The 19976-nt window shown below is 35.8% G+C and carries 14 protein-coding genes and 12 tRNA genes; 25 read left to right on the top strand and 1 reads right to left on the bottom strand.

All coding sequences use genetic code 11. From position 1 onward, the window contains the following. Nucleotides 1-52: 52 nt before the first annotated feature. The 15 genes from HZY91_RS08050 to HZY91_RS07980 all read left to right on the top strand — a co-directional run bounded on the left by HZY91_RS08050 (nucleotide 53) and on the right by HZY91_RS07980 (nucleotide 5967). A tRNA-Asn gene (locus HZY91_RS08050) sits at nucleotides 53-125 on the top strand. A 20-nt stretch (nucleotides 126-145) separates the two neighbouring features. Continuing rightward, nucleotides 146-235 (top strand) — tRNA-Ser (locus HZY91_RS08045). Between the two features lie 18 nt (nucleotides 236-253). Further along, a tRNA-Glu gene (locus HZY91_RS08040) sits at nucleotides 254-325 on the top strand. 11 nt (nucleotides 326-336) lie between these two features. Continuing rightward, nucleotides 337-409, top strand: a tRNA-Val gene (locus HZY91_RS08035). Nucleotides 410-435: 26 nt separating this feature from the next. Continuing rightward, nucleotides 436-508: transfer RNA gene (locus HZY91_RS08030), tRNA-Asp, on the top strand. Between the two features lie 10 nt (nucleotides 509-518). Further along, nucleotides 519-591: transfer RNA gene (locus HZY91_RS08025), tRNA-Phe, on the top strand. Between the two features lie 4 nt (nucleotides 592-595). Next, nucleotides 596-676: transfer RNA gene (locus HZY91_RS08020), tRNA-Tyr, on the top strand. A 45-nt stretch (nucleotides 677-721) separates the two neighbouring features. Further along, nucleotides 722-792, top strand: a tRNA-Trp gene (locus HZY91_RS08015). Between the two features lie 18 nt (nucleotides 793-810). Beyond that, nucleotides 811-883 (top strand) — tRNA-His (locus HZY91_RS08010). A gap of 11 nt (nucleotides 884-894) precedes the next feature. Then, nucleotides 895-966 (top strand) — tRNA-Gln (locus HZY91_RS08005). Nucleotides 967-973: 7 nt separating this feature from the next. Continuing rightward, nucleotides 974-1044, top strand: a tRNA-Cys gene (locus HZY91_RS08000). A gap of 12 nt (nucleotides 1045-1056) precedes the next feature. After that, nucleotides 1057-1140, top strand: a tRNA-Leu gene (locus tag HZY91_RS07995). 536 nt (nucleotides 1141-1676) lie between these two features. Further along, nucleotides 1677-2930, top strand: a complete 1254-nt coding sequence (locus HZY91_RS07990; RefSeq protein ID WP_197115754.1) for an MFS transporter — start codon at nucleotides 1677-1679, stop codon at nucleotides 2928-2930. A gap of 433 nt (nucleotides 2931-3363) precedes the next feature. Then, nucleotides 3364-4089, top strand: coding sequence for a hypothetical protein (locus HZY91_RS07985; RefSeq protein ID WP_197115753.1), 726 nt, complete (start codon nucleotides 3364-3366; stop codon nucleotides 4087-4089). 72 nt (nucleotides 4090-4161) lie between these two features. Continuing rightward, nucleotides 4162-5967 (top strand): serine hydrolase, encoded by a 1806-nt coding sequence (locus HZY91_RS07980; RefSeq protein WP_197115752.1) that lies wholly within the window; start codon nucleotides 4162-4164, stop codon nucleotides 5965-5967. Nucleotides 5968-6002: 35 nt separating this feature from the next. Here the strand turns inward: HZY91_RS07980 and HZY91_RS07975 are convergent, their stop codons facing one another. Then, nucleotides 6003-6296: an ArsR/SmtB family transcription factor gene (locus tag HZY91_RS07975; protein WP_197115751.1), complete on the bottom strand. Its 294-nt coding sequence runs from the start codon at nucleotides 6294-6296 to the stop codon at nucleotides 6003-6005. Nucleotides 6297-6510: 214 nt separating this feature from the next. Here HZY91_RS07975 and pepF point away from each other — a divergent pair, with 214 nt between their 5' ends. From pepF to HZY91_RS07925, 10 genes are all read left to right on the top strand, one after another. Next, nucleotides 6511-8298 carry an oligoendopeptidase F gene (gene pepF, locus HZY91_RS07970; protein WP_197115750.1) on the top strand — a complete coding sequence of 596 codons (1788 nt, stop codon included), beginning with the start codon at nucleotides 6511-6513 and terminating at the stop codon, nucleotides 8296-8298. Between the two features lie 160 nt (nucleotides 8299-8458). Beyond that, nucleotides 8459-9748, top strand: a complete 1290-nt coding sequence (locus HZY91_RS07965; RefSeq protein ID WP_197115749.1) for a LysM peptidoglycan-binding domain-containing protein — start codon at nucleotides 8459-8461, stop codon at nucleotides 9746-9748. 106 nt (nucleotides 9749-9854) lie between these two features. Further along, nucleotides 9855-11219: an MBL fold metallo-hydrolase gene (locus HZY91_RS07960; RefSeq protein WP_197115748.1), complete on the top strand. Its 1365-nt coding sequence runs from the start codon at nucleotides 9855-9857 to the stop codon at nucleotides 11217-11219. Then, nucleotides 11206-12750 carry a bifunctional metallophosphatase/5'-nucleotidase gene (locus HZY91_RS07955; protein ID WP_197115747.1) on the top strand — a complete coding sequence of 515 codons (1545 nt, stop codon included), beginning with the start codon at nucleotides 11206-11208 and terminating at the stop codon, nucleotides 12748-12750. The genes HZY91_RS07960 and HZY91_RS07955 overlap by 14 nt, the downstream gene beginning before the upstream one ends. 93 nt (nucleotides 12751-12843) lie before the next feature. Continuing rightward, complete coding sequence (locus tag HZY91_RS07950; protein ID WP_197115746.1) at nucleotides 12844-13887, top strand: ABC transporter ATP-binding protein; 1044 nt, start codon at nucleotides 12844-12846, stop codon at nucleotides 13885-13887. After that, nucleotides 13880-14776 (top strand): carbohydrate ABC transporter permease, encoded by an 897-nt coding sequence (locus HZY91_RS07945; RefSeq protein ID WP_197115745.1) that lies wholly within the window; start codon nucleotides 13880-13882, stop codon nucleotides 14774-14776. The genes HZY91_RS07950 and HZY91_RS07945 overlap by 8 nt, the downstream gene beginning before the upstream one ends. 62 nt (nucleotides 14777-14838) lie before the next feature. Next, nucleotides 14839-15600, top strand: coding sequence for a carbohydrate ABC transporter permease (locus HZY91_RS07940; protein ID WP_197115768.1), 762 nt, complete (start codon nucleotides 14839-14841; stop codon nucleotides 15598-15600). Nucleotides 15601-15640: 40 nt separating this feature from the next. After that, entirely contained in the window at nucleotides 15641-16915 is a 1275-nt protein-coding gene (locus HZY91_RS07935; RefSeq protein ID WP_197115744.1) for an ABC transporter substrate-binding protein, read from the top strand. 125 nt (nucleotides 16916-17040) lie between these two features. Continuing rightward, nucleotides 17041-17799, top strand: a complete 759-nt coding sequence (locus HZY91_RS07930) for a metallophosphoesterase family protein (protein WP_328752428.1) — start codon at nucleotides 17041-17043, stop codon at nucleotides 17797-17799. Then, entirely contained in the window at nucleotides 17786-19969 is a 2184-nt protein-coding gene (locus HZY91_RS07925) for a Tex family protein (RefSeq protein ID WP_197115742.1), read from the top strand. The genes HZY91_RS07930 and HZY91_RS07925 overlap by 14 nt, the downstream gene beginning before the upstream one ends. Nucleotides 19970-19976: the final 7 nt, after the last annotated feature.

Here is a 19976-nt window from a genome sequence, read left to right as displayed (position 1 = left end):
CCTTTGGTCCTGTGAGAGTAGGACGTTGCCGCGCGTGTCTTGTCTATGTGATTCCGCCATAGCTCAGCTGGCAGAGCGCATGACTGTTAATCATGATGTCGTAGGTTCGAGCCCTACTGGCGGAGTTATGAAATTAGGTTAGCATGGAGAGTTGTCCGAGCTGGCCGAAGGAGCACGGTTGGAAACCGTGTAAACGTATTGATACGTTTCAAGGGTTCGAATCCCTTACTCTCCGTTTATTTCATATATTATTGGCCCGTTGGTCAAGCGGTTAAGACACCGCCCTTTCACGGCGGTAACACGGGTTCGAATCCCGTACGGGTCATGAAGTTTTTTGGGGAATTAGCTCAGCTGGGAGAGCGTCTGCCTTACAAGCAGGATGTCGGCGGTTCGAGCCCGTCATTCCCCATTGCTAAAATTTAATATTTTAATATTGGTCCGGTGGTGTAGGGGTTAACATGCTTGCCTGTCACGCAGGAGATCGCGGGTTCAAATCCCGTCCGGACCGTTTTAGCTATGGCTTGGTAGCTCAGTTGGTAGAGCACTTGATTGAAGCTCAAGGTGTCGGCGGTTCGATTCCGTCCCAAGCCATTATGGAGGGGTAGCGAAGTGGCTAAACGCGGCGGACTGTAAATCCGCTCCTTCGGGTTCGGCAGTTCGAATCTGCCCCCCTCCATTATATTTATAAAGTAGGGAATTTGCATAAGTTCTTCCTTCTAATAGGGACTTAGTTTAACGGTAGAACAACGGTCTCCAAAACCGTTAGTGTGGGTTCGATTCCTACAGTCCCTGTTTTATAGGTATATGATGGCGATCGTGGCGAAGTGGTTAACGCATCGGTTTGTGGATCCGACATTCGTGGGTTCGATTCCCATCGGTCGCCTTTTATATTTTTGGGGTATAGCCAAGCGGTAAGGCAACGGACTTTGACTCCGTGATTCGTTGGTTCGAATCCAGCTACCCCAGTTTTAATGGCGGTATAGCCAAGTGGTAAGGCACGGGTCTGCAAAACCCTGATCGCCGGTTCAAATCCGACTACCGCCTTGCATTTATTATGGCGGTGTGGCGGAATTGGCAGACGCGCCGGACTCAAAATCCTGTGCCCGCAAGGGCGTGTCGGTTCGACCCCGACCACCGCTATTGTAGAAAATGCATGACATCATTCTTTTGATGTCATGCATTTTTTTGTACTTCTAAAGAGATAATGAATTTTTTTCCATTATAAATTCTCTGAATAAAATGTTTATTTTCTTTAAATGTAAAAGAAGATTTATGCTTTGTGATATTTTTTGCGGAGGTACTGATAATTACAGAAAATACAAAAAGTATTATGAAATTATTAATAAATTTGATTGGTATTGACAAGTGTTATTATTACACAGTTACAATACTTTTATTGTAGTGTAAATAAAAGCTTTTAATCAGAGTAACTTAGTGTAATTCTATATTTATTGTGTATATTGAAGAAGTATACGGACAAAGCATATTGTAAACACCTATATAATAGGATAGACTATTATATAGGTGTTTGATAAAGCGATAGATTCTGTTGAATTTGTCTTATTAAATAGTTCAACAAGTATTGTTCTAGCACTTATGGCAAAGGTGACAAAAGTTGCGTCTCCTTTAGATGAAATGTACTTTATGCAATAAGAAATAAATTTTGAGGAAAATATATGAAAAAAATTTTAAATAATAAGTTATATTTGAAAATTCTTATTTCAGATCTCATATCAAATTTTGGAGATACGCTATATTTTATCGCTTTAATGACCTATGTGACTGAGATTAAGAATAGTAATCTAGCCATCTCAATTGTCACTCTTTCAGAGAGTCTACCTATTTTGTTCACAATATTTTTGGGTATTATTGCGGATAAAACACTTAATAAAGTGGAGATGATTATCAAAACGTTATGGATACGAGTTGTTTTATATCTCTTAGTAGCTATAGTCATGAATTTTAGAGCATCCATTATGGTAGTGATATTTGCTAGTGTGGTTAATCTTATTTCAGATACTTTGGGACAGTTTGAAAATGGCCTTTTTTATCCTATTTCTAATCGAATCGTTAAAAAATCAGATAGGGAAGAAACCATGGCATTTAGGCAAACGGTAACCTCCACTATGAATATTATAAATCAGTCAGTAGGGGCGTTTCTGATCACTATACTTAGCTTTTTTCACTTAGCTCTTATAAATTCAATGACATTTGGGATAAGTCTACTAATCATGCTCCTTCTAAAAAGTCAGGTTAATAAGTATTACGAAGAAAAAACTTCTTCTAATAATAGGTTACCACTTGATTTTAGAGCTGCATTTTCTGATATTCGTTCAAACCTTAGACTATCTATTAAGCATCTATTTAGAATTAATAATATGAGAACTATTCTACTTGTTATTCCAATCCTTAATGGGAGTTTAGCGATACTTTTACCTTTAGTTGTAGTTAATCTTTCTAAAGGAACCGCACTGACTATTATTAATGCTGCTACAACCATTTCATTATTAGGAATTAGTACTGTTTCTGGGGGGATTTTAGGGGGAGCTTTGATTTTAATTAGTAATAAATTTAAGCAGCTTTCTTTAGGTAACTTACTACAAATGAATTTAATGACTATTTTGTTATCGTTTATCGCATGTTACTATCAAAATATTTACTTAATAATATTAGGTTCATTTCTTTCAAGTATCTTTGTTGGTGCGCTAAACCCCAAAATGGGGACTATTATATTTAATAATATTGATGAGACGAAATTGGCTACGATATTTGGGGGGATGGTTACTTACTTTCAGCTTGGTGAAGTAGTATCGAGATTGATTTTTTCTTCATTAGTAATCTATTTTCCTTATAGTTACATAACAATAATATATATAGTGGTAGTATTAATAGCGACTATCTATACTTTTAGTAAGGTACAGAATGTGTGATATTCTATTGAGGAATAAAATATAGTTATGTGTATAAAACCGAATTCGTTTGTAATTTCTCTTTTACATAGTAAGAGATTTTTTGCCTAAGTTCCCTGATAATTTTTTGGTGAAGTTATTCGTTTACAGATTGAACTCCGAAAATGGCTTCAGCAATTTGTGAGCATCACAAAAAATCATTTCGAGACATTTTCCATTTTGGAAAAGTGTCTTTTTTTATATGATGTTGCTTCATTAATACTTCCTCTCTTTTTAAGTCAATTACTACTATGGAATAGTTAAATGGAAAAGATAAGTGACAAATCTGTCAATTTAAAATTAAATACTGTGCCCGCAAGGCGTGTTGGTTCGACTCCGATCATCGCTAGCTTTTAATCTCAGCTATCTTTGCTGGGATTTTTTTGTATAATAAACTAAAGAGGACGGTGAAAGAATGCTAAGTATAGTAAATGATTATGTTGAGAAAGAAGATATCACCATTCCAGATTATTATTGGCGAATAGAGATTGAGTCATGGGAAGAAGTAAGGGCCCCCTATCTGGATCAAGTAAAAGATTATTATCAACAACTTACTCAGACTTCTGTGGATGTTATTAAAGATGAACATTTTAGTCTATTGGGCTTAAGTGGGATACAAAATTTTGATGATTTTTCTGATTTTGTTAAGCGTGATTATACGCAAGAAAAAATTTCGCTGGCTTTTTATGATAAATTAATGCCGTATCTTTTGGCTTTTCATGGAGAAACTGCTCAAGTGATTTTAAATGATGATGAATATGCAAAATATGAAAAGGAATATTTGGAGCAGATTCATGCTTTTTCAGATGAAGCCGGTTTATCATTTGAAGAATATGTTCAGGAACATCTAGGTTTGAGGGGTGAGTTTGTTAAACACTTGAAAGAAAGGGCCTACGAAGACTTTGTTTTTAAATTAATAGCAAATAATCGATATGGTCATCTGTTAGAAGAAGTCAGCGTAGTAGATTATGAGGCTTATATCCAAGAACAGGTGATTAAATTTGGTTTGGATGAAATCGATGTCCGTGAGAACTTATCGTATTCACAATTTTGTAAAGTATTGCCTGAAATGATGTATAATCAAGAATTATTTAGTTATTTTACTCCAAATTTCAAAATTATTGAGTCAACTAATGAATAAAAGATTATATTGAAAGTTTAATTTGTAATTGGTATATTTAAAGGCATAGGATTTGTGAAGGGAGATAGTCACTTGGAGAAACAGAACAAAAATATGGCTTTTTGGATGCTATGCGTTATTCTTATGGGGATATTTTCATCTATCAGTACATATTTTTTGTTGATGAATTGGCAAGCGAAAGAACAAAATTTTAAGCAAGAAAATGAAACAACTAATCAAGAATATTCTATTAATTTAGATCCTGATGCAGGAATACTGGTGGAACATTTAAAATCAGGTCAAGCAACACAAAATAATAGTAACCCGGCAGATCGCCAGTATCTTGAGGAAGAGGACAATGACATCCTTTTGGAAACGATGCCATGGTTTTATTATAGTCCGAATGTGGCGTTGGTATCGCCATCTTCTAAAGCATTTCAATATCCCACTATTGAGAGTGAACCCATAAATGGTTTTTCTTGGAGAGAAAATAGGCACGGAAAGTTTCTTTTTCAGTTCGATCAACCCTATACGGGGTGGCATGATGATCAAGAGTTTGGTTGGCGTTACTATAAAGAAGGAAAGGATGTACCTGAATTACACCAAAGCGAATCAACGGCTAAAAGGTGGTTGTCATACAGTCATTTGATGCATGGTTTGCTTCCGCAACCCGCAAAAAAATACTTTTTTTTGACACATACTTCAGATTACCAGCAACATTTTGATGACTATGATATTGAATATAGTATTCTTTATAAAAATCCTAATTCTATGGTATTAACCTCACCGCCTGGCACTTTGCATTCATCTATAAAAGCTTTGACGAGTGAATTTGTAGAATTTCCTATGGATGTTACTGAAGAAGTGACAACCGTTAACGGAGTTTGGCTGCATGTTTATAATGGATATGAGGAATTGGGCTGGGTTAAAAAGGATTCTTCTTATCAAGATTATGTCTTAACGCATTATAGCGAGAGAGGTTTATTGGATGCAGTAGAAGAGACGTTAATCGAGTATTCAGAATATGTAAGTGGAACTGTAGGCACGTCTTTCGTTAATAATGAGACAATGGCACAAGTTTCTGTTAACAACCAAATTTTTTTCCCAGCTAGTACACAGAAGATTTATGTTTTGGGAGAACTTTATCACCAATATAAAACAGGAGAACTAGCTCCAGAGCAAGAAGTATATCTTACAGAAGATAATCGTGTTCCCGGAGCAGGAATTATTCAAGGATATCCTGTTGGAAGTCCGTTTACGATTGATTATTTAGTGGATTTAGTAGCAATTTATAGTGACAATACGGCTGCTAATACATTGATTGAGACAGTAGGTGGTGGTGAAAGAATTACTCCACATATGCATCAATTAGGTCTGTATGACACTTATGTTGATGGGAAATATTATCATAGTGAAACAAATGGTCTTTTTCAGACTTCACCAGGTGATTCTGCAAGATTTTTTGCATTATTATATAATAATCGGGTGAATGGAGAGCCATGGGATGAGATGCTAATTGAAAAGTTTTTTATGAATACTCATAATTTTCTTCGTTGGCATGTGCCAGAAGATACGACGGCATGGAACAAATCTGGTTTGGGTGGAACTGAGCAAAATGATGTGGCAACTTTCGTGACACCTTATGGGTCATATAGTTTATCGGCTTATACTGAAGAACCATGGAATTATGATTCTATCGGATCTGAATTAGCTCAATTATCCAGTGCTGTGATGGAGACTTTTAATCAATACCGTCAAAAGCTTTGGGAAACAGTTGAAGACCCAGAAGCATACATGGAAGAATTAATTAATAATAATTCATTAGCAAATGAAAGTGAGAATACTGAGGCTAGAGAAGAAACAGATAATCTTTTACCTGAAGAAGAAGCCAATAATTAATTACACCCCCTCATCGTAATGATGAAGGGGGAATTTTAATTGTTATTTCCGTAAGCTTTGAGGATAGTCTTAGCGGTTTCGCTGGTAAGGGAGTAGTAAATTTTAGTTCCATCCCGGTCAGCAGAAACGATCCCAGCTTCACGCAGTTTGCTGATATGCTGAGAGACAGTTGACTGTGTTAAATCAAGAGATTCTTGAATTTTGCTAACATTCATAATTCCGTTTTCATTGAGTGTAAGTGCGATTGAAAAACGAATTGGATGCGAAAGTAATTTAATCACATTAACAAATTCCACAATATTGGGAGATTTAACATCATATGTTTGCATATATTCCCTCCTTAACTAGATAATTTATTAGTGTGTAATCTGAATTTTAACATAAAATGCCAAAAATGGTTAATAAAAGTATGCTAAAATTAAAAAAGAATAGAATAATTAACTTTATCGTTATAAAAAGATATTATCTTGTAATATCAGACAAGCTTTTTGATTTAAAGTGCTATTTTTTCATAAATTATTATCAATTGGAAGGAAGAAAAATATGAACAGTTTGCCAATGAGGTCAGAATTAAATCAAAAGGAATTATGGGACTTAAGTTTATTGTATGCTAACCAACAAGAATTTGAAGAGGCCATTCAAGCCTATCTGTTTAATTTAGATGAAATAATCAAGTATCGTGGTAAGCTTGGACAGGCTGAAAACTTGTATCAAGTATTGGTTCTTTATGAATCAATGTTAGAAGAATATTCTAAAATTTGGCATTATGGTTCCCTTGGTTATGAAGTAGATCGCAAAAATCAAAGGTATGAACATAATGTTGCCCAAGTTGAAAAGTTGGCAGACCGGAGTGGAGAGATACTCTCCTTTATACTGGTTGAAATAGCAGGATTAGATCATTCTTATCTTGTTAACTTTATGAACTCGGAACAGGGTAAAGATTTTCAGCATTACATTGAAGAAATTCTATATCAAAAAAAGAATATTCTGTCGTTAGAAATGGAAGAATTACTAAAGGGAATTAATAGTCAGCTTTTTAATCAATATCGTTTGTATACGACGATGATGTATCAGGATCTAAAATTTGATTCTTTTGAAGTGAATGGAAAGACGTATCCTAATACTTTTGCTGAATTTGAAGGAGAATATGAGGTGCATTCAGATCCAGCCATTCGAAAGGCTGCATGGGAAAGCTTTCATAATGGACTGTCTGCTTATCAATTTACAGCTGCCAATAACTATATTTCACATGTTCAAACTGAAAAACAAATCTCCAAAATTAGAGGATTTGATTCCGTTATTGATTATTTACTTTTTGAGCAAAAAGTAAATCGCAAGGCCTATGACCAACAGATCGATGTGATTATGAAAGAGTTATCCCCGGTGATGCAGCGTTACGCCACTATCTTGCAAGAAAACCATGAGCTCGAATCAATGAGTCTCGCAGATATTAAAACGCCTTTCTATAATAAGAATATTCAATCAATTAGTATTGCTGAAAGTAGAAGAATGATTGAAGAAGCGGTATCTGTTTTAGGTGATGAGTATTTAGAGATTGTTCAAAAAGCGTTTGATCAAAGATGGATCGACTATCCAATGAATCAATCTAAGACCACAGGAGGTTTTTGTTCAACTGTGTATCAGGGGCCTGCTTATATTTTGTTAAATTGGACAGGCTTATTAAATGAAGTATTAGTCTTAGCTCATGAGTTGGGACATGCAGCACATTTTTGCTTGTCCTATAAGAATCAACTTGCTTTGACGCCAAGTCCGAGTATGTATTTTGTTGAAGCACCTTCTACAGCTAATGAAGTGATTATGTGTCAATATTTAATGAAACAAGATATTGATGAAACGGTGAAAAAAAGTTTGATTGCCGAATTTATTTCACGTACGTACTTTCATAATATGGTAACCCATTTATTGGAAGCACATTTTCAGAGAAAAGTTTATCAAGCAATAGATGATGAACAATTATTGAATGCTGAGACCTTGAATCAATTTTTTTATGATACGTTGAAAGAATTTTGGGGAGATAAAGTAACGATTAATCCAGGCGCAGAGCTGACTTGGATGCGACAACCGCATTATTTCATGGGATTATATTCTTATACTTATTCAGCAGGATTAACCATAGGGACACAGGTGGGAAATAAAATTGCTTCTGGCGATCAAGATACAATTAATAAGTGGCTCCAAGTTCTTGAAGCAGGAGGGAGTATGGGCCCGCTTGAATTAGCCAAAGCAGTAGGTGTTGACATGGAAAAGACAGATGCCTTACGAGAAACAATCGATTACGTGCAGACGCTTGTAGATCAATTAGCAAAATAACGATTTGTTTTTGTCATCATTTTGTAATATATGTTTCGAAACGCCGTGTTTTTTCTTAAGCCTGGATAACAAACAGGTAAAAACCGTGCATTGTATCATCATTTTGGATAAAATACTTCTTGCATCGTAAAAATCATAAGTAATAAGGAGTATTTTTATAATGAAAAAAACATTAACCATGCTATTAGCTTCAACTCTTTTCTTACCTGCAGTAGGATCAGTGATAGAAGTAGTAGCACAAGATAATACTATTAATACAGAATTATCTGTAAATAAGCAATGGCGTCGTCGATCATTAGATGAAGTCCTTGCAAATGTACAAGAGATTCTTTCTAATGCAGAAGAAGTTTATATTATTCAATGGGGAGATACACTTTCAACGATTGCAGAAGCAACAGGTATTGCTACAAGTGATTTAGCTCAAATTAATCAAATTTCCAATCCAGATTATATCATTACAGGTGCTGAAATTCGTTTTAATCCTGTTACCCACACCATTACCTATTCTGATGATTCAATGGAAGAAGCTGAAGAATATCAAGCTTTTGCAACAGAAACATTACCAGAGGAAGAAACAAGCGTTGTTGAAGAAAGTGAATATTTAGTAGAGCAAGCAGTTGACTTTTCGAATTCAGAAGAGACAATCGGTGCTGAAGAAGGTCTCGTAGCATTAGACAATACTTTGTCAGAAGTCTCTGTTGAAGTTTCAGAAGAGGAAAGTACTGAAGAGGTCTCGCTAATTGCCGGAGAGCTTGAAGAAGTAGTAGTTGAGACATCAGAAGCCAGTGAAATAGAGACAAGTCAAACGTCAGCTGAAGAATTGATGGTTGAAGAAATCACGTCTGTAGAAGAATCATACGTAGAAGAAACAACTGAAGAATCATACGTAGAAGAAACAACTGAAGAATCGTATGTAGAAGAAACAACTGAAGAATCGTATGTAGAAGAAACAACTGAAGAATCGTATGTAGAAGAAATAACTGAAGAATCGTATGTAGAAGAAACAACTGAGGAATCATACGTAGAAGAAACAACAGAAGAAACATACGTGGAAGAAACAACAGAGGAAACATACGTAGAAGAAACGACTGAAGAGCCATACGTAGAAGAAACAACTGAGGAAGCTGTTGTGGATGCTCCTGTTTCCTATGGAGACCCTTATAGTGCTTTTGAACAAATTTCAGCAGATAAAGGCTTGAGTCAAGCTGAAAAGGATATGTGGTCGTCTATTATTGCTTCGGAATCAGGCTGGAGTCATACCGTATCAAATCCTTCATCAGGAGCTTATGGGTTACCTCAAGCTTTACCAGGAAGTAAAATGGCTTCACATGGTGCAGATTGGGCGACAAATCCTTATACTCAATTAGCATGGATGTATGATTACATGGTGGGTCGTTATGGATCAATTTCTGGAGCTTGGTCATTCTGGCAAGGTAATCGTTGGTATTAAAATTAAATGAAAAAAGATCATGCAAATGATGCATGGTCTTTTTTTGTGGATTTGATTTGGCAATGATACACTACACTGGAAGTGAAAAATATTAGGGAGGTTCTTTATGTCTGTATCGACGCATATTACATTTTGGAGCGGATTGAATACGATTGGTGGGAATATTGTTTCTATAACAAATGGTAATTACCGAATTATCACTGATTTCGGAGCTTTAGTGGGAGCGGATATTACTCAATTATCTGATCAGATTAATCTCGAAACATTACTAAAGAAGGGCATGATCCCCCCAATAAAGGGAATATATGCTCAAGAATTTATAGAGGGGAGTAAATTAGTAGCTGCTGAAGCTGATCAAATAATGACGATAGTCTGTTTGTCACACATTCATTTAGATCATATTGGTTCATTAGGACAGCTTGACGTTAGCATTCCGGTATACTTGACACAAGAATCTTTTACGCTTTATAAAAAACTAGTTCATAGAAATTTACTGCCCAATTATAATGTCAATTGGCAAACTATATCAACTGAAACAGCGTTCGAACATGGTCCATTCCACATAACTTTTAAGGAAAGTGATCATGACACACTTGGAGCGAGCTCGATTTTTATTACGTGTCCAGATATGAAAATAATTCATTCTGGAGACTTTAGACTTTCTGGTTTTCATCCTGAAAAAGTTCAACATTGGGCATTGGAAGCTCAAGATTATGAACCTGATATACTATTGTTGGAAGGGACTGCTTTTTCGGAAATAAAGGAGGTTCAGTGTTTGCCGGAGGATCAAGAAATATTTTCTATTGATGCCCTTAGTGAGCGAAAATTAATTCAAAAAATTAGTGGTTTGCTTGTTGATCATCCTGAGAGTAGTTTTGCAATTAATTTTTATCCACAAAATATTCAGAGAATAATTGCAGTAGCTGAACAAGCTCAAAAATATCAAAGAAAATTGTTATTAGATCCAAATTATTATTATTTACTCGCTTCATTAGACTTAATACAAGACTTTCCAATTGTTTGTTTGCTGAATGAGGACGCTAAAAAATACCTAGAAGAAAATATTTCATATGTCACTCTAGAAGACGTAAAGTTAGCACCAGGCGGATATATTATTCAGATTGATTATCAGTATCGCTCAATTTTATCAGATATTCCTGCAGGTTTATATTTACATTCTAATGGTTTTCCCTTGGGATCTTTTCAAACGGAATACAAATCTTTTGTGGATTTTATTATTAAGTCTGGTTGGAAATTTGTGAATGCAAATGTCTCGGGACATGCCAATAAGCAAGATTTACTAGCATTGGCGTATACCATTAACCCGAGGATTGTGATCCCTTGGCATACTTTTCAACCATCTGCCTTTGCAAATGCTTTAGAAGAATACGGGATGTCTACTTTTATGCCACAAAAAGGTCAGGAGTATCTGCTAAAGGAGTTATTAGGTGAAGACTATGAAGAAAATTAGATTATTAGTGACGAGTGATACGCATGCTCAGTGGCATCAACATCCTGAAGATTTGAATTATTCATTAAAGGATACAGCGAATCTACTAAAAAAACTCCAGAAAGAATGTTCCCTCCCTACTTTACAGTTTGATTTAGGTGACTTTATTCAAGGGTCTGCTATGGCGACTTATACGAGTCAAATTGAGCATTCAGCAGAAGTCTACGCACGAGCAATGAATGATTTGCATTATAATTACCAAATTATTGGGAATCATGAATTTAATTTTGGATTGCCTTATCAAGCATCTGCTTTAGATAAGCTTCAGGCAAATATATTATGTGCTAATATTCTTGATACGAAAACTCGTCAACCTTTCATAGGAAAAGCTTATGATTTGATCGAACTTGCAGGAATCAAGGTGGGAATAGTTGGTTTAACCACTCATTACATTCCTAATTGGGAACTACCTCAGCATTACCAAGGATTAGAATTTATAGATGCTTTTGAAAGTGCTAAATTTTATGTCAAGTTATTGCGTCCTAAAGTAGATTTATTGATTGTTGCTTATCATGGAGGTTTTGAAAGGGATTTATCGACAGGAGAACCTTTAGAAGTTTTGACAGGTGAAAATCAGGCTTATCAAATGATTACTCAGCTTCCAGAAATAGATATTTTGTTAACCGGACATCAGCATCGATTAATATGTCAGCCATTTAAGAACTCATTTGTCTTACAACCAGGCTATGGAGGAGAAGTGGTAGGAGAAGTGGTAGTGGATTTTGAAACGAGACTCAATGTTTCTTATAAGGGAAGGCTATGCTCTTTTAGAGAAGAAGCCGAAGAGATAGAACTATCATCTGTAGAGCCTGAATATAGTAAAAGTAAGAAATGGTTGAATGAGATATTAGGCTATGCACCGATACAGATGATGAGTGAGGACTCTCATCAAGCAAGAATTATAGGGCATCCTTTTGTAGAACATATTAATTATTTAATGTTAAAATATACCAATTGTGATTTTGCTGGGATTTCGCTTTTAAATGATCACTTTGTAGAATTTCAAGGACCGATTAGTAGAGAGAAATTATTAACGATCTATCCTTTTTATAACCAAATTGCCATAGTAGAGTTAACGGGAGAAGAAATATATGCAGTAATGGAACATAATATGGCTTATTTTATAGAAGATGAGCATCGAGCGATTCAGGTTAATCCGAATTATTTGTTTCCAAAAACTAAACATTATAATTATGATTTATATTCTGGCTTTCTTTGTAAAGTTAAACTATCTGAAAATATTGGTAATCGTGTAGTTGAAATTATTGATGAACAAACTCAAAAACCTCTTATTTTAAATCAAAATTATCGTTTAGCTGTCACGCAATATCGTGCGGTTGGTGGCGGAGATTATCAAGCTTTTACTCCAGATAAAATTTTAACAATCACGGATATGGATGTTGCAAGCTTGATTGAAAAAGGCTTAGATGAATTGAGCAATTTGGAATGGCATCATATTAATTCAAAATATATGCATCTCAAATGGTTATAAATTTACTTAAATTTTACAAAGAAAAGATCAAGATTTACATGAAATTAATAAAGCTTTGTTATACTTGGGCAGGTAAAGTAGAGGGGTGAGTTAATGCAAGTAAGATTTGATGATATCTCGATGAAATTTGGTAATAAACTAGTCTTAAATCATATTAACTTTACTTTACCAAGTCATCATTTAATCTCTTTTTTAGGCCCTTCTGGTTGTGGAAAATCGACAACTCTTTATCTAATTTCGGGTCTGTTAAATCCTAGTTCGGGCAAAATATTCTTTGATGAAAAAGATGTGACCAGTAGTGATCCAGTCAAACGGGGGGTAGGTTTAGTTTTTCAAAACTATGCGCTTTATCCTCATATGACAGTTAAAGAAAACATTCTATTTCCCTTAAAAATGGCCAAGATGGATCGAAAAACTCGCCATCAACGGACAGAAGAAATGGCAGAATTGACCCGAATTGCTGATCAATTGGACAAATATCCTCGTCAACTTTCTGGAGGTCAGCAACAACGAGTTGCTATATCGAGAGCTTTAGCAAAAGAACCTAAAATTTTGTTGATGGATGAGCCCTTATCTAACCTGGATGCTCGATTGCGAATTGAGATGCGAGAAGAAATTAGACGAATTCAGCAAGAAACTGGTATTACGACTGTTTTTGTGACCCATGATCAGGAAGAGGCATTAAGTATTGCTGACCAAGTGATGGTGTTAGAAGCTGGACATATTCAACAAATATCGGATCCTATTAGTTTATATCAAAAGCCTAATAATCAATTTGTAGCAAGATTTATTGGAAGTCCCGTTATCAATATGATCAATCGAAATTCTCAGGCTCTTAATTCTAACCATCCGATTCTTCAAATAGAGTGGGAGAACTTAGGCGTTCGATCAGAGGATTTTATGGTAGGAAATCAGAATTATTATTTAGTTGAAGCACAAATTGAGCGGGTCAATATAGTTGGAAAAGATATAACAGTAACCTGTTCGAATGGAAAAGAGCAATTTATTGTATCGGACATTGATCCACAGTTCAATGAGGGAGATAAACTCTATTTGGATGTAAACCCAGAGAAAATTCACCTCTTTAATGAAGTAGGCAAAAGACTGGATAATACTTTAGGTGATTTAGATGAATAAAAAAGCAACTTTCTATTCAACTATTCAAGCCTTTTTATATCTTTTACCGATGTTGATTATCATTAGTATTTTTACAATCTATCCCATTTTTAAATCGATCGATATGAGTTTTTACACAGACTATAATATTTTTACGGGAGAAGTTGCTGAGCGAGGAATAGAAAATTATCAGACGTTATTCCAAGATGCTCAGTTTTATCAATCACTACGCAATACGAGTTTGTATGTAGCATGTGTTGTGCCCCTATCAATTGCGATTTCATTAATGATTGCCATGATGTTAAATCAGATTCCTTTTTTAAAAAGTATCTTTAGAACCATTTACTTTTTACCTTTTGTCACTTCAACCGTTGCGATTTCAATTGTATGGTCATGGTTATGCCACTCCAATTACGGCCTTATAAATTATTTTTTAGCTTGGTTTGGAGTGGAGGGAATCAATTGGTTGAACTCTTCATCAATGGCGATGCCTGCCATAATAATAATGGCTATTTGGAAAGGTTTGGGTTTTAATATTTTATTATTGTTAGTCGGTTTGGGGAATATTGATGACACGTATTATAAAGCTGCAAAAATTGATGGTGCAAATGGTATACAAGTTTTTACTCAAATTACATTACCACTATTAAGACCTACCTTGTTCTTGTTAACAGTAGTGAGTGTTATCAATGGTTTTAAAGTTTTTGATGAAGTGTTCGCTCTTTTTAATGGGAGACCAGGCCCTGCAGGATCAGCAACAACCCTAGTTTATTATCTTTACCGAAAATTTTATGAGCAGTATGACTATGGGACAGCTGCTGCAACAGGAATGGTTCTGTTTGGTATTGTATTAATATTAACAATTATTCAATATCTAGGAAATCGCTACTTTGAGAAAAGAGGGGGATAAGCTTGAAACGGTTATTAAACTTATCATTCACTTATTTTGTATTGGCTCTAGGAGGATTCTTAATGATTCTTCCCTTTTACTGGATGTTATCAACCAGTTTAAAAACGGCAGGGCAAGCTACTGCGATTCCACCTATTTGGTTGCCAGTAAAGCTACAATGGTCTAATTATCGTGCAGCTTTATCGGCAGCTCCCTTCGACCGTTACTTTCTTAATAGTGTTATCACAACTCTAGTGAGTACAACGGGCGAATTAATAACAAGCATAATGGCAGCTTTTGCCTTTGCTAAACTAAAGTTTTGGGGAAAAGATTTAATTTTCTTAGTTTTGCTAGCGACCATGATGGTTCCGGGAGAGTTGATGACGATTCCGAATTTTGTGACCTTGTCAGACTGGGGAATGATAAATACTTATGGTGCCTTAATTTTACCTTGGTTAGCTTCTGTATTTTCAGTATTTACCCTAAAACAGTCCTTTCAGAATGTGCCGGATGAATTATATTATGCAGCTAAAACAGATGGTGCGAGTGATTGGCAATTTCTATGGGAAATGATGGTGCCTCTATCAAAGTCATCAATCATTGCTGTCATGATTTTGAAGGTAATTGGCTCATGGAATTCTTTTATGTGGTCCTTGATTGTCACCAATGATCGCAATATGCGAACGTTACCAGTGGGACTTCAAGCTTTTACTACAGAGGCGGGAACACGCTTTGAATTATTAATGGCGGCTTCTGCACTTGTTATTGTTCCGATGGTTATTTTTTATCTGGTGTTTCAGAAGCATATTATGAAGGGGATTTCTAGGTCAGGTCTTAAAGGATAGATGGATTGTTGCATAGTCAAGAGAAAAAGGAGAATCCTATATGAAAAAATTCAAATTGTTCTTGTCTCTAATGGTAACAGTATTGTTTGTAACTATTTTAGTACCATTTGCACATGCTGAAGAACCGATTGAAATCACTTTTTGGCACGCAATGAGTGGGCCTCATCAAGAGTCTCTTACAAAATTAGTAAAAGCTTTTAATGAATCACAAGATCAATATAAAGTCGTAGAACAAAACCAAGGGGATTATGATACTTTACAGCAATCAATTATTGCTTCTGGTGTTTCAAAAGACTTACCAACAATGGCACAACTTACAGCCTCAAATGTAGTGGATTTCAAAGACCAAGGATTGACCATTCCTTTAAAGGAACATTTAACAGAAGAAAATGGGTTTGATCAAGCGATATTAGATGGGATTTATGAAGGGTTTATGTCAGGTGTTACTTTGGATGATGAAATTTATGCTCTTCCATTTTCAAAGTCAGTCCGCTTAATGTTTGTGAATCAAGATTTATTAGACGAGGTGAAGTCTGAAATTCCCACTACTTGGGAAGAAGTGAAAACACTAGGTGAAAAAATGGATGAAGCGGGCATGAAGGAACAGGCAATAGGCTTTGAGAATGGTCCTTCAATGGAATATGAAACAATGGCGCGTCAGAATGGTGCGAGCTGGATCTCAGAGGATAAAAAAGAAGTCGATCTATCATCTGAAACAGCAGTTGAACCATTAAAGTTTATGAGTGAATTAATCAAAGAAGATCATGCACGATTAGCAGGAGAAGATGGTTATATGTCTGGCCCATTCTCTCAAGGAGCAACTGCTCTTTATATTGGTTCCTCAGCTGGCTTACCACATGTATTGCCAGGAGTAGAGGAGTCAGGTATGAATATGGTAACAGCTGAACTACCAGTTTATGGTGATGGTGAGCCTTTAACTTTATTTGCTGGAAATGATTTAGGCATTTTTGCTTCGGCAAGTGATGAAGAAATTGCAGGTGCTGTTCAGTTTATGTCATTCTTATTACAGGCAGAAAATACAGCTCAATGGGCTGTCGAAACAGGTTATTTACCAATTACTCAAGAAGGGGTAGACTCTGAAACTTGGCAAAAGTATCTGAAGGAAGTCCCTTATGTGGAAGCAGCTACAGCAGAATTAGAATATGGACAGTCGCAGGTCCCATATGTTGGCTCTTCTGAAGTCCTTACAGAATTAAATATGGCATTAGAAAATGTCTTTATTAATGATGCGGATGCTGAGAAAGAAATGAAACGCATTGAAGATTTAGTTAAAGGTCATTTAGAAGTGGAATAGTCTAATAGATTAATGAAAGTTCAAGAGCTCTAAAGATCGATTTAGAGCTCTTTTGCTGTCTATACGCTATTCTCAAAAGTTAAGATATGATATAATCAGCTTATCTAACTTTTAGAGGGTGGTGAATCTCCATTAATAATAGAGAATACGAACAAGCATTTGTCATTGGAGATATCCATGGGATGTATGAAGAACTCGAATATTTGCTGACTTTTTGGAAACCTAAAAGACAGCAACTTATTTTTGTTGGTGATTATTTTGATCGAGGTTATGCAAATTCTCAAGTATTAGAACGTATTTGGCAATTGGAGAAAGATTACGGTGCTCTTTGTCTAAGAGGAAATCATGAGTCAATGCTTTTGAATTTTATTAAAAGTCCAACTAATTATTTTAATCATTATGTCCTTAATGGTGGAAGTATGACTTTAAGCCAGTTTCTAAATATATCGGAGGATTTAATTACAAAATCATCTAGTCGTCGAACAGTTCGACAATTGAAAAAAAAATATCCTGACTTAGAAGGTTGGTTAGACCAGTTACCTTATTATATAGAATTTGGAAATTTTATCTGTGTTCATGCAGGAGTAGATCTTAGTTTAGATGATTGGAGAAATACTTCTGATTACGATTTTATGTGGTTAAGAGATAGTTTTCATAAAGCAGAGAATCATACAGGTAAGCAGATAATTTTTGGGCATACTCCAACAATGGTATTGAATCAAGATTATAATAATTCTTCAGTTTGGCGACAACAAATGAAATGGGGAATTGATGGAGGAGTTGTGTACGGTGGTCAACTACATGGCCTATTAATAAGTAAAACAGCGGTTATTGATATTTATTCAGTTTCAATTTTAGAAGGGGATTTACATGACAATAGTTGAAAAGCAAGAAGAGTTGGTTGGGCCAATTAGTCAGGCCCTAAATATTAAAGAAAAGCAGGTTCAAGCGGTACTAGATCTACTAAAAGATGGAAATACGATTCCATTCATTGCTAGATATCGAAAGGAAGCAACCGGATCTTTAGATGAGGTTCAAATTCATGAAATAGATAAGCAATATCGCTATGCTGAAAATTTAAGCCAAAGAAAGCTCGAAGTGGCTAAGTCCATTCAAGAACAAGATAAATGGACGGAGGAATTGGCTGATAGCATCCAACAAGCAAAAACGTTACAGCAAGTTGAAGACTTATATCGTCCTTTTAAGCAAAAAAGAAGAACAAAAGCAATGATTGCGATAGAAAATGGCTTAGAACCTTTAGCTAATTGGATTAAGCAAGTTCACGATGATAAGGTAGATATTGATAGCAAGGTCACTGAGTTTATTACGGATGTAGTCATTGATCGGGAAATGGCTTTAGAAGGAGTTCATGAAATTCTGGCTCAAGAGGTAGGAGAGCGGGCTGATTTTCGTGAATTTATTCGTAAGTATACTCGATATAATGGAGTATGGGTTGCTAAACTGAAAGATGAGAGTCTCGATGACCGCGGTGTCTATCAAATGTATTATGATTTTCAAGAAAAATTAGTTAATTTAGCAGAGCATCGGGTATTAGCCACTAATCGAGCCGAAAAAGAAGGCGTTCTGACAGTAAAAATTGTCGTGGATGAAGACCCAGCTATTCAATATATGGAAAAATATTTATTGAATCCGGGGTTATCTGCAGTGCAAACCACCATTATCAAAAGTGCGATTGCGGATGCTTATAAACGTTTCATTGCGCCATCAATCGAAAGAGAGCTACGTAATGAGCAGACAGAGAAAGCAGATATGCATGCAATTGATATATTTGGTGAAAACTTAAGACACCTCTTATTACAGCCGCCTTTAAAAGGGAAGACTGTTTTGGGATTAGACCCTGCATATCGGACTGGCTGTAAATTAGCCGTTATATCTGAAACAGGACGAGTATTGGACAAAGGCGTGATTTATCCGCATCCGCCAGCTCCGGCTAACAAAAGAGCTCAAGCGAAAACACAGCTTAAAACAATGATTGAAGAGCATCAGGTGGATATCATTGCCATTGGAAATGGGACAGCTAGCCGTGAATCAGAAACTTTTGTAAGTGAGTTGGTAAAAGAAATAGATCGGTCTGTCCAATTTATAGTGGTAAATGAAGCAGGGGCCTCTGTTTATTCTGCGAGTGAAATTGCTCGTCAAGAATTTCCGGATTTCCAGGTAGAAGAGCGGAGTGCCGTGAGTATCGCAAGAAGACTCCAAGACCCTCTAGCAGAATTAATAAAAATTGATCCTAAGTCAATGGGGGTAGGGCAATACCAACATGATGTTAGTCAGAGCTTGCTAAATGAGGAACTAGATTTTGTTGTAAATATGACTGTCAATCAAGTCGGAGTGGATATTAATACGGCGAGTATTCAATTATTAGAACGAGTGTCTGGTATGACTGCTTCAACAGCAAAGAATGTCATTCTCTTAAGAGATGAGATGGGACATTTTGCTAATCGAGAACAAATCAAAAAAGTGAAGCGCTTAGGGCCTAAGACATATGAGCAAGCAGTTGGATTTTTGAGAATTATTGATGGAGAAAATCCTTTGGATCAAACCTCGATTCATCCTGAGTCATACGCTATTGCCACACAGATATTAAATCATTTAAATATCAATTTACAAGACTTAGGAAGTGCGAATTGTTCGGAATTATTAAAAGGTCTCGATCCGCAGAAAATAGCAGAGCAATATAATATTGGGCTTGAAACAGCACAAGATATCTTGAAAGGTCTTCAAAATCCGACGCAAGATATTCGCGATAATCAGGAGGCTCCCCTTCTAAGAGAAGATGTTCTCAAGATGGAGGATTTATCTGAAGGGATGAACCTACAAGGAATTGTACGGAATGTTGTTGATTTTGGAGCGTTTGTGGATATCGGAGTAAAAGAAGATGGTTTGATTCATATTTCTAAATTACTTCGTCAAAAAGGTCAGTTTATTAAGCACCCATCGGATGTTGTAGCAGTTGGGGATATAGTTGAAGTAGAGGTAATATCTGTAGATATCGACCGTAGCCGAATAGGATTAAAGCAATTAAAAAAATAAAAAAGAT

Source organism: Facklamia lactis, from assembly GCF_015863205.1.
Taxonomy (GTDB): domain Bacteria; phylum Bacillota; class Bacilli; order Lactobacillales; family Aerococcaceae; genus Facklamia; species Facklamia lactis.
This window is presented reverse-complemented; position numbering and strand designations above follow the sequence as displayed.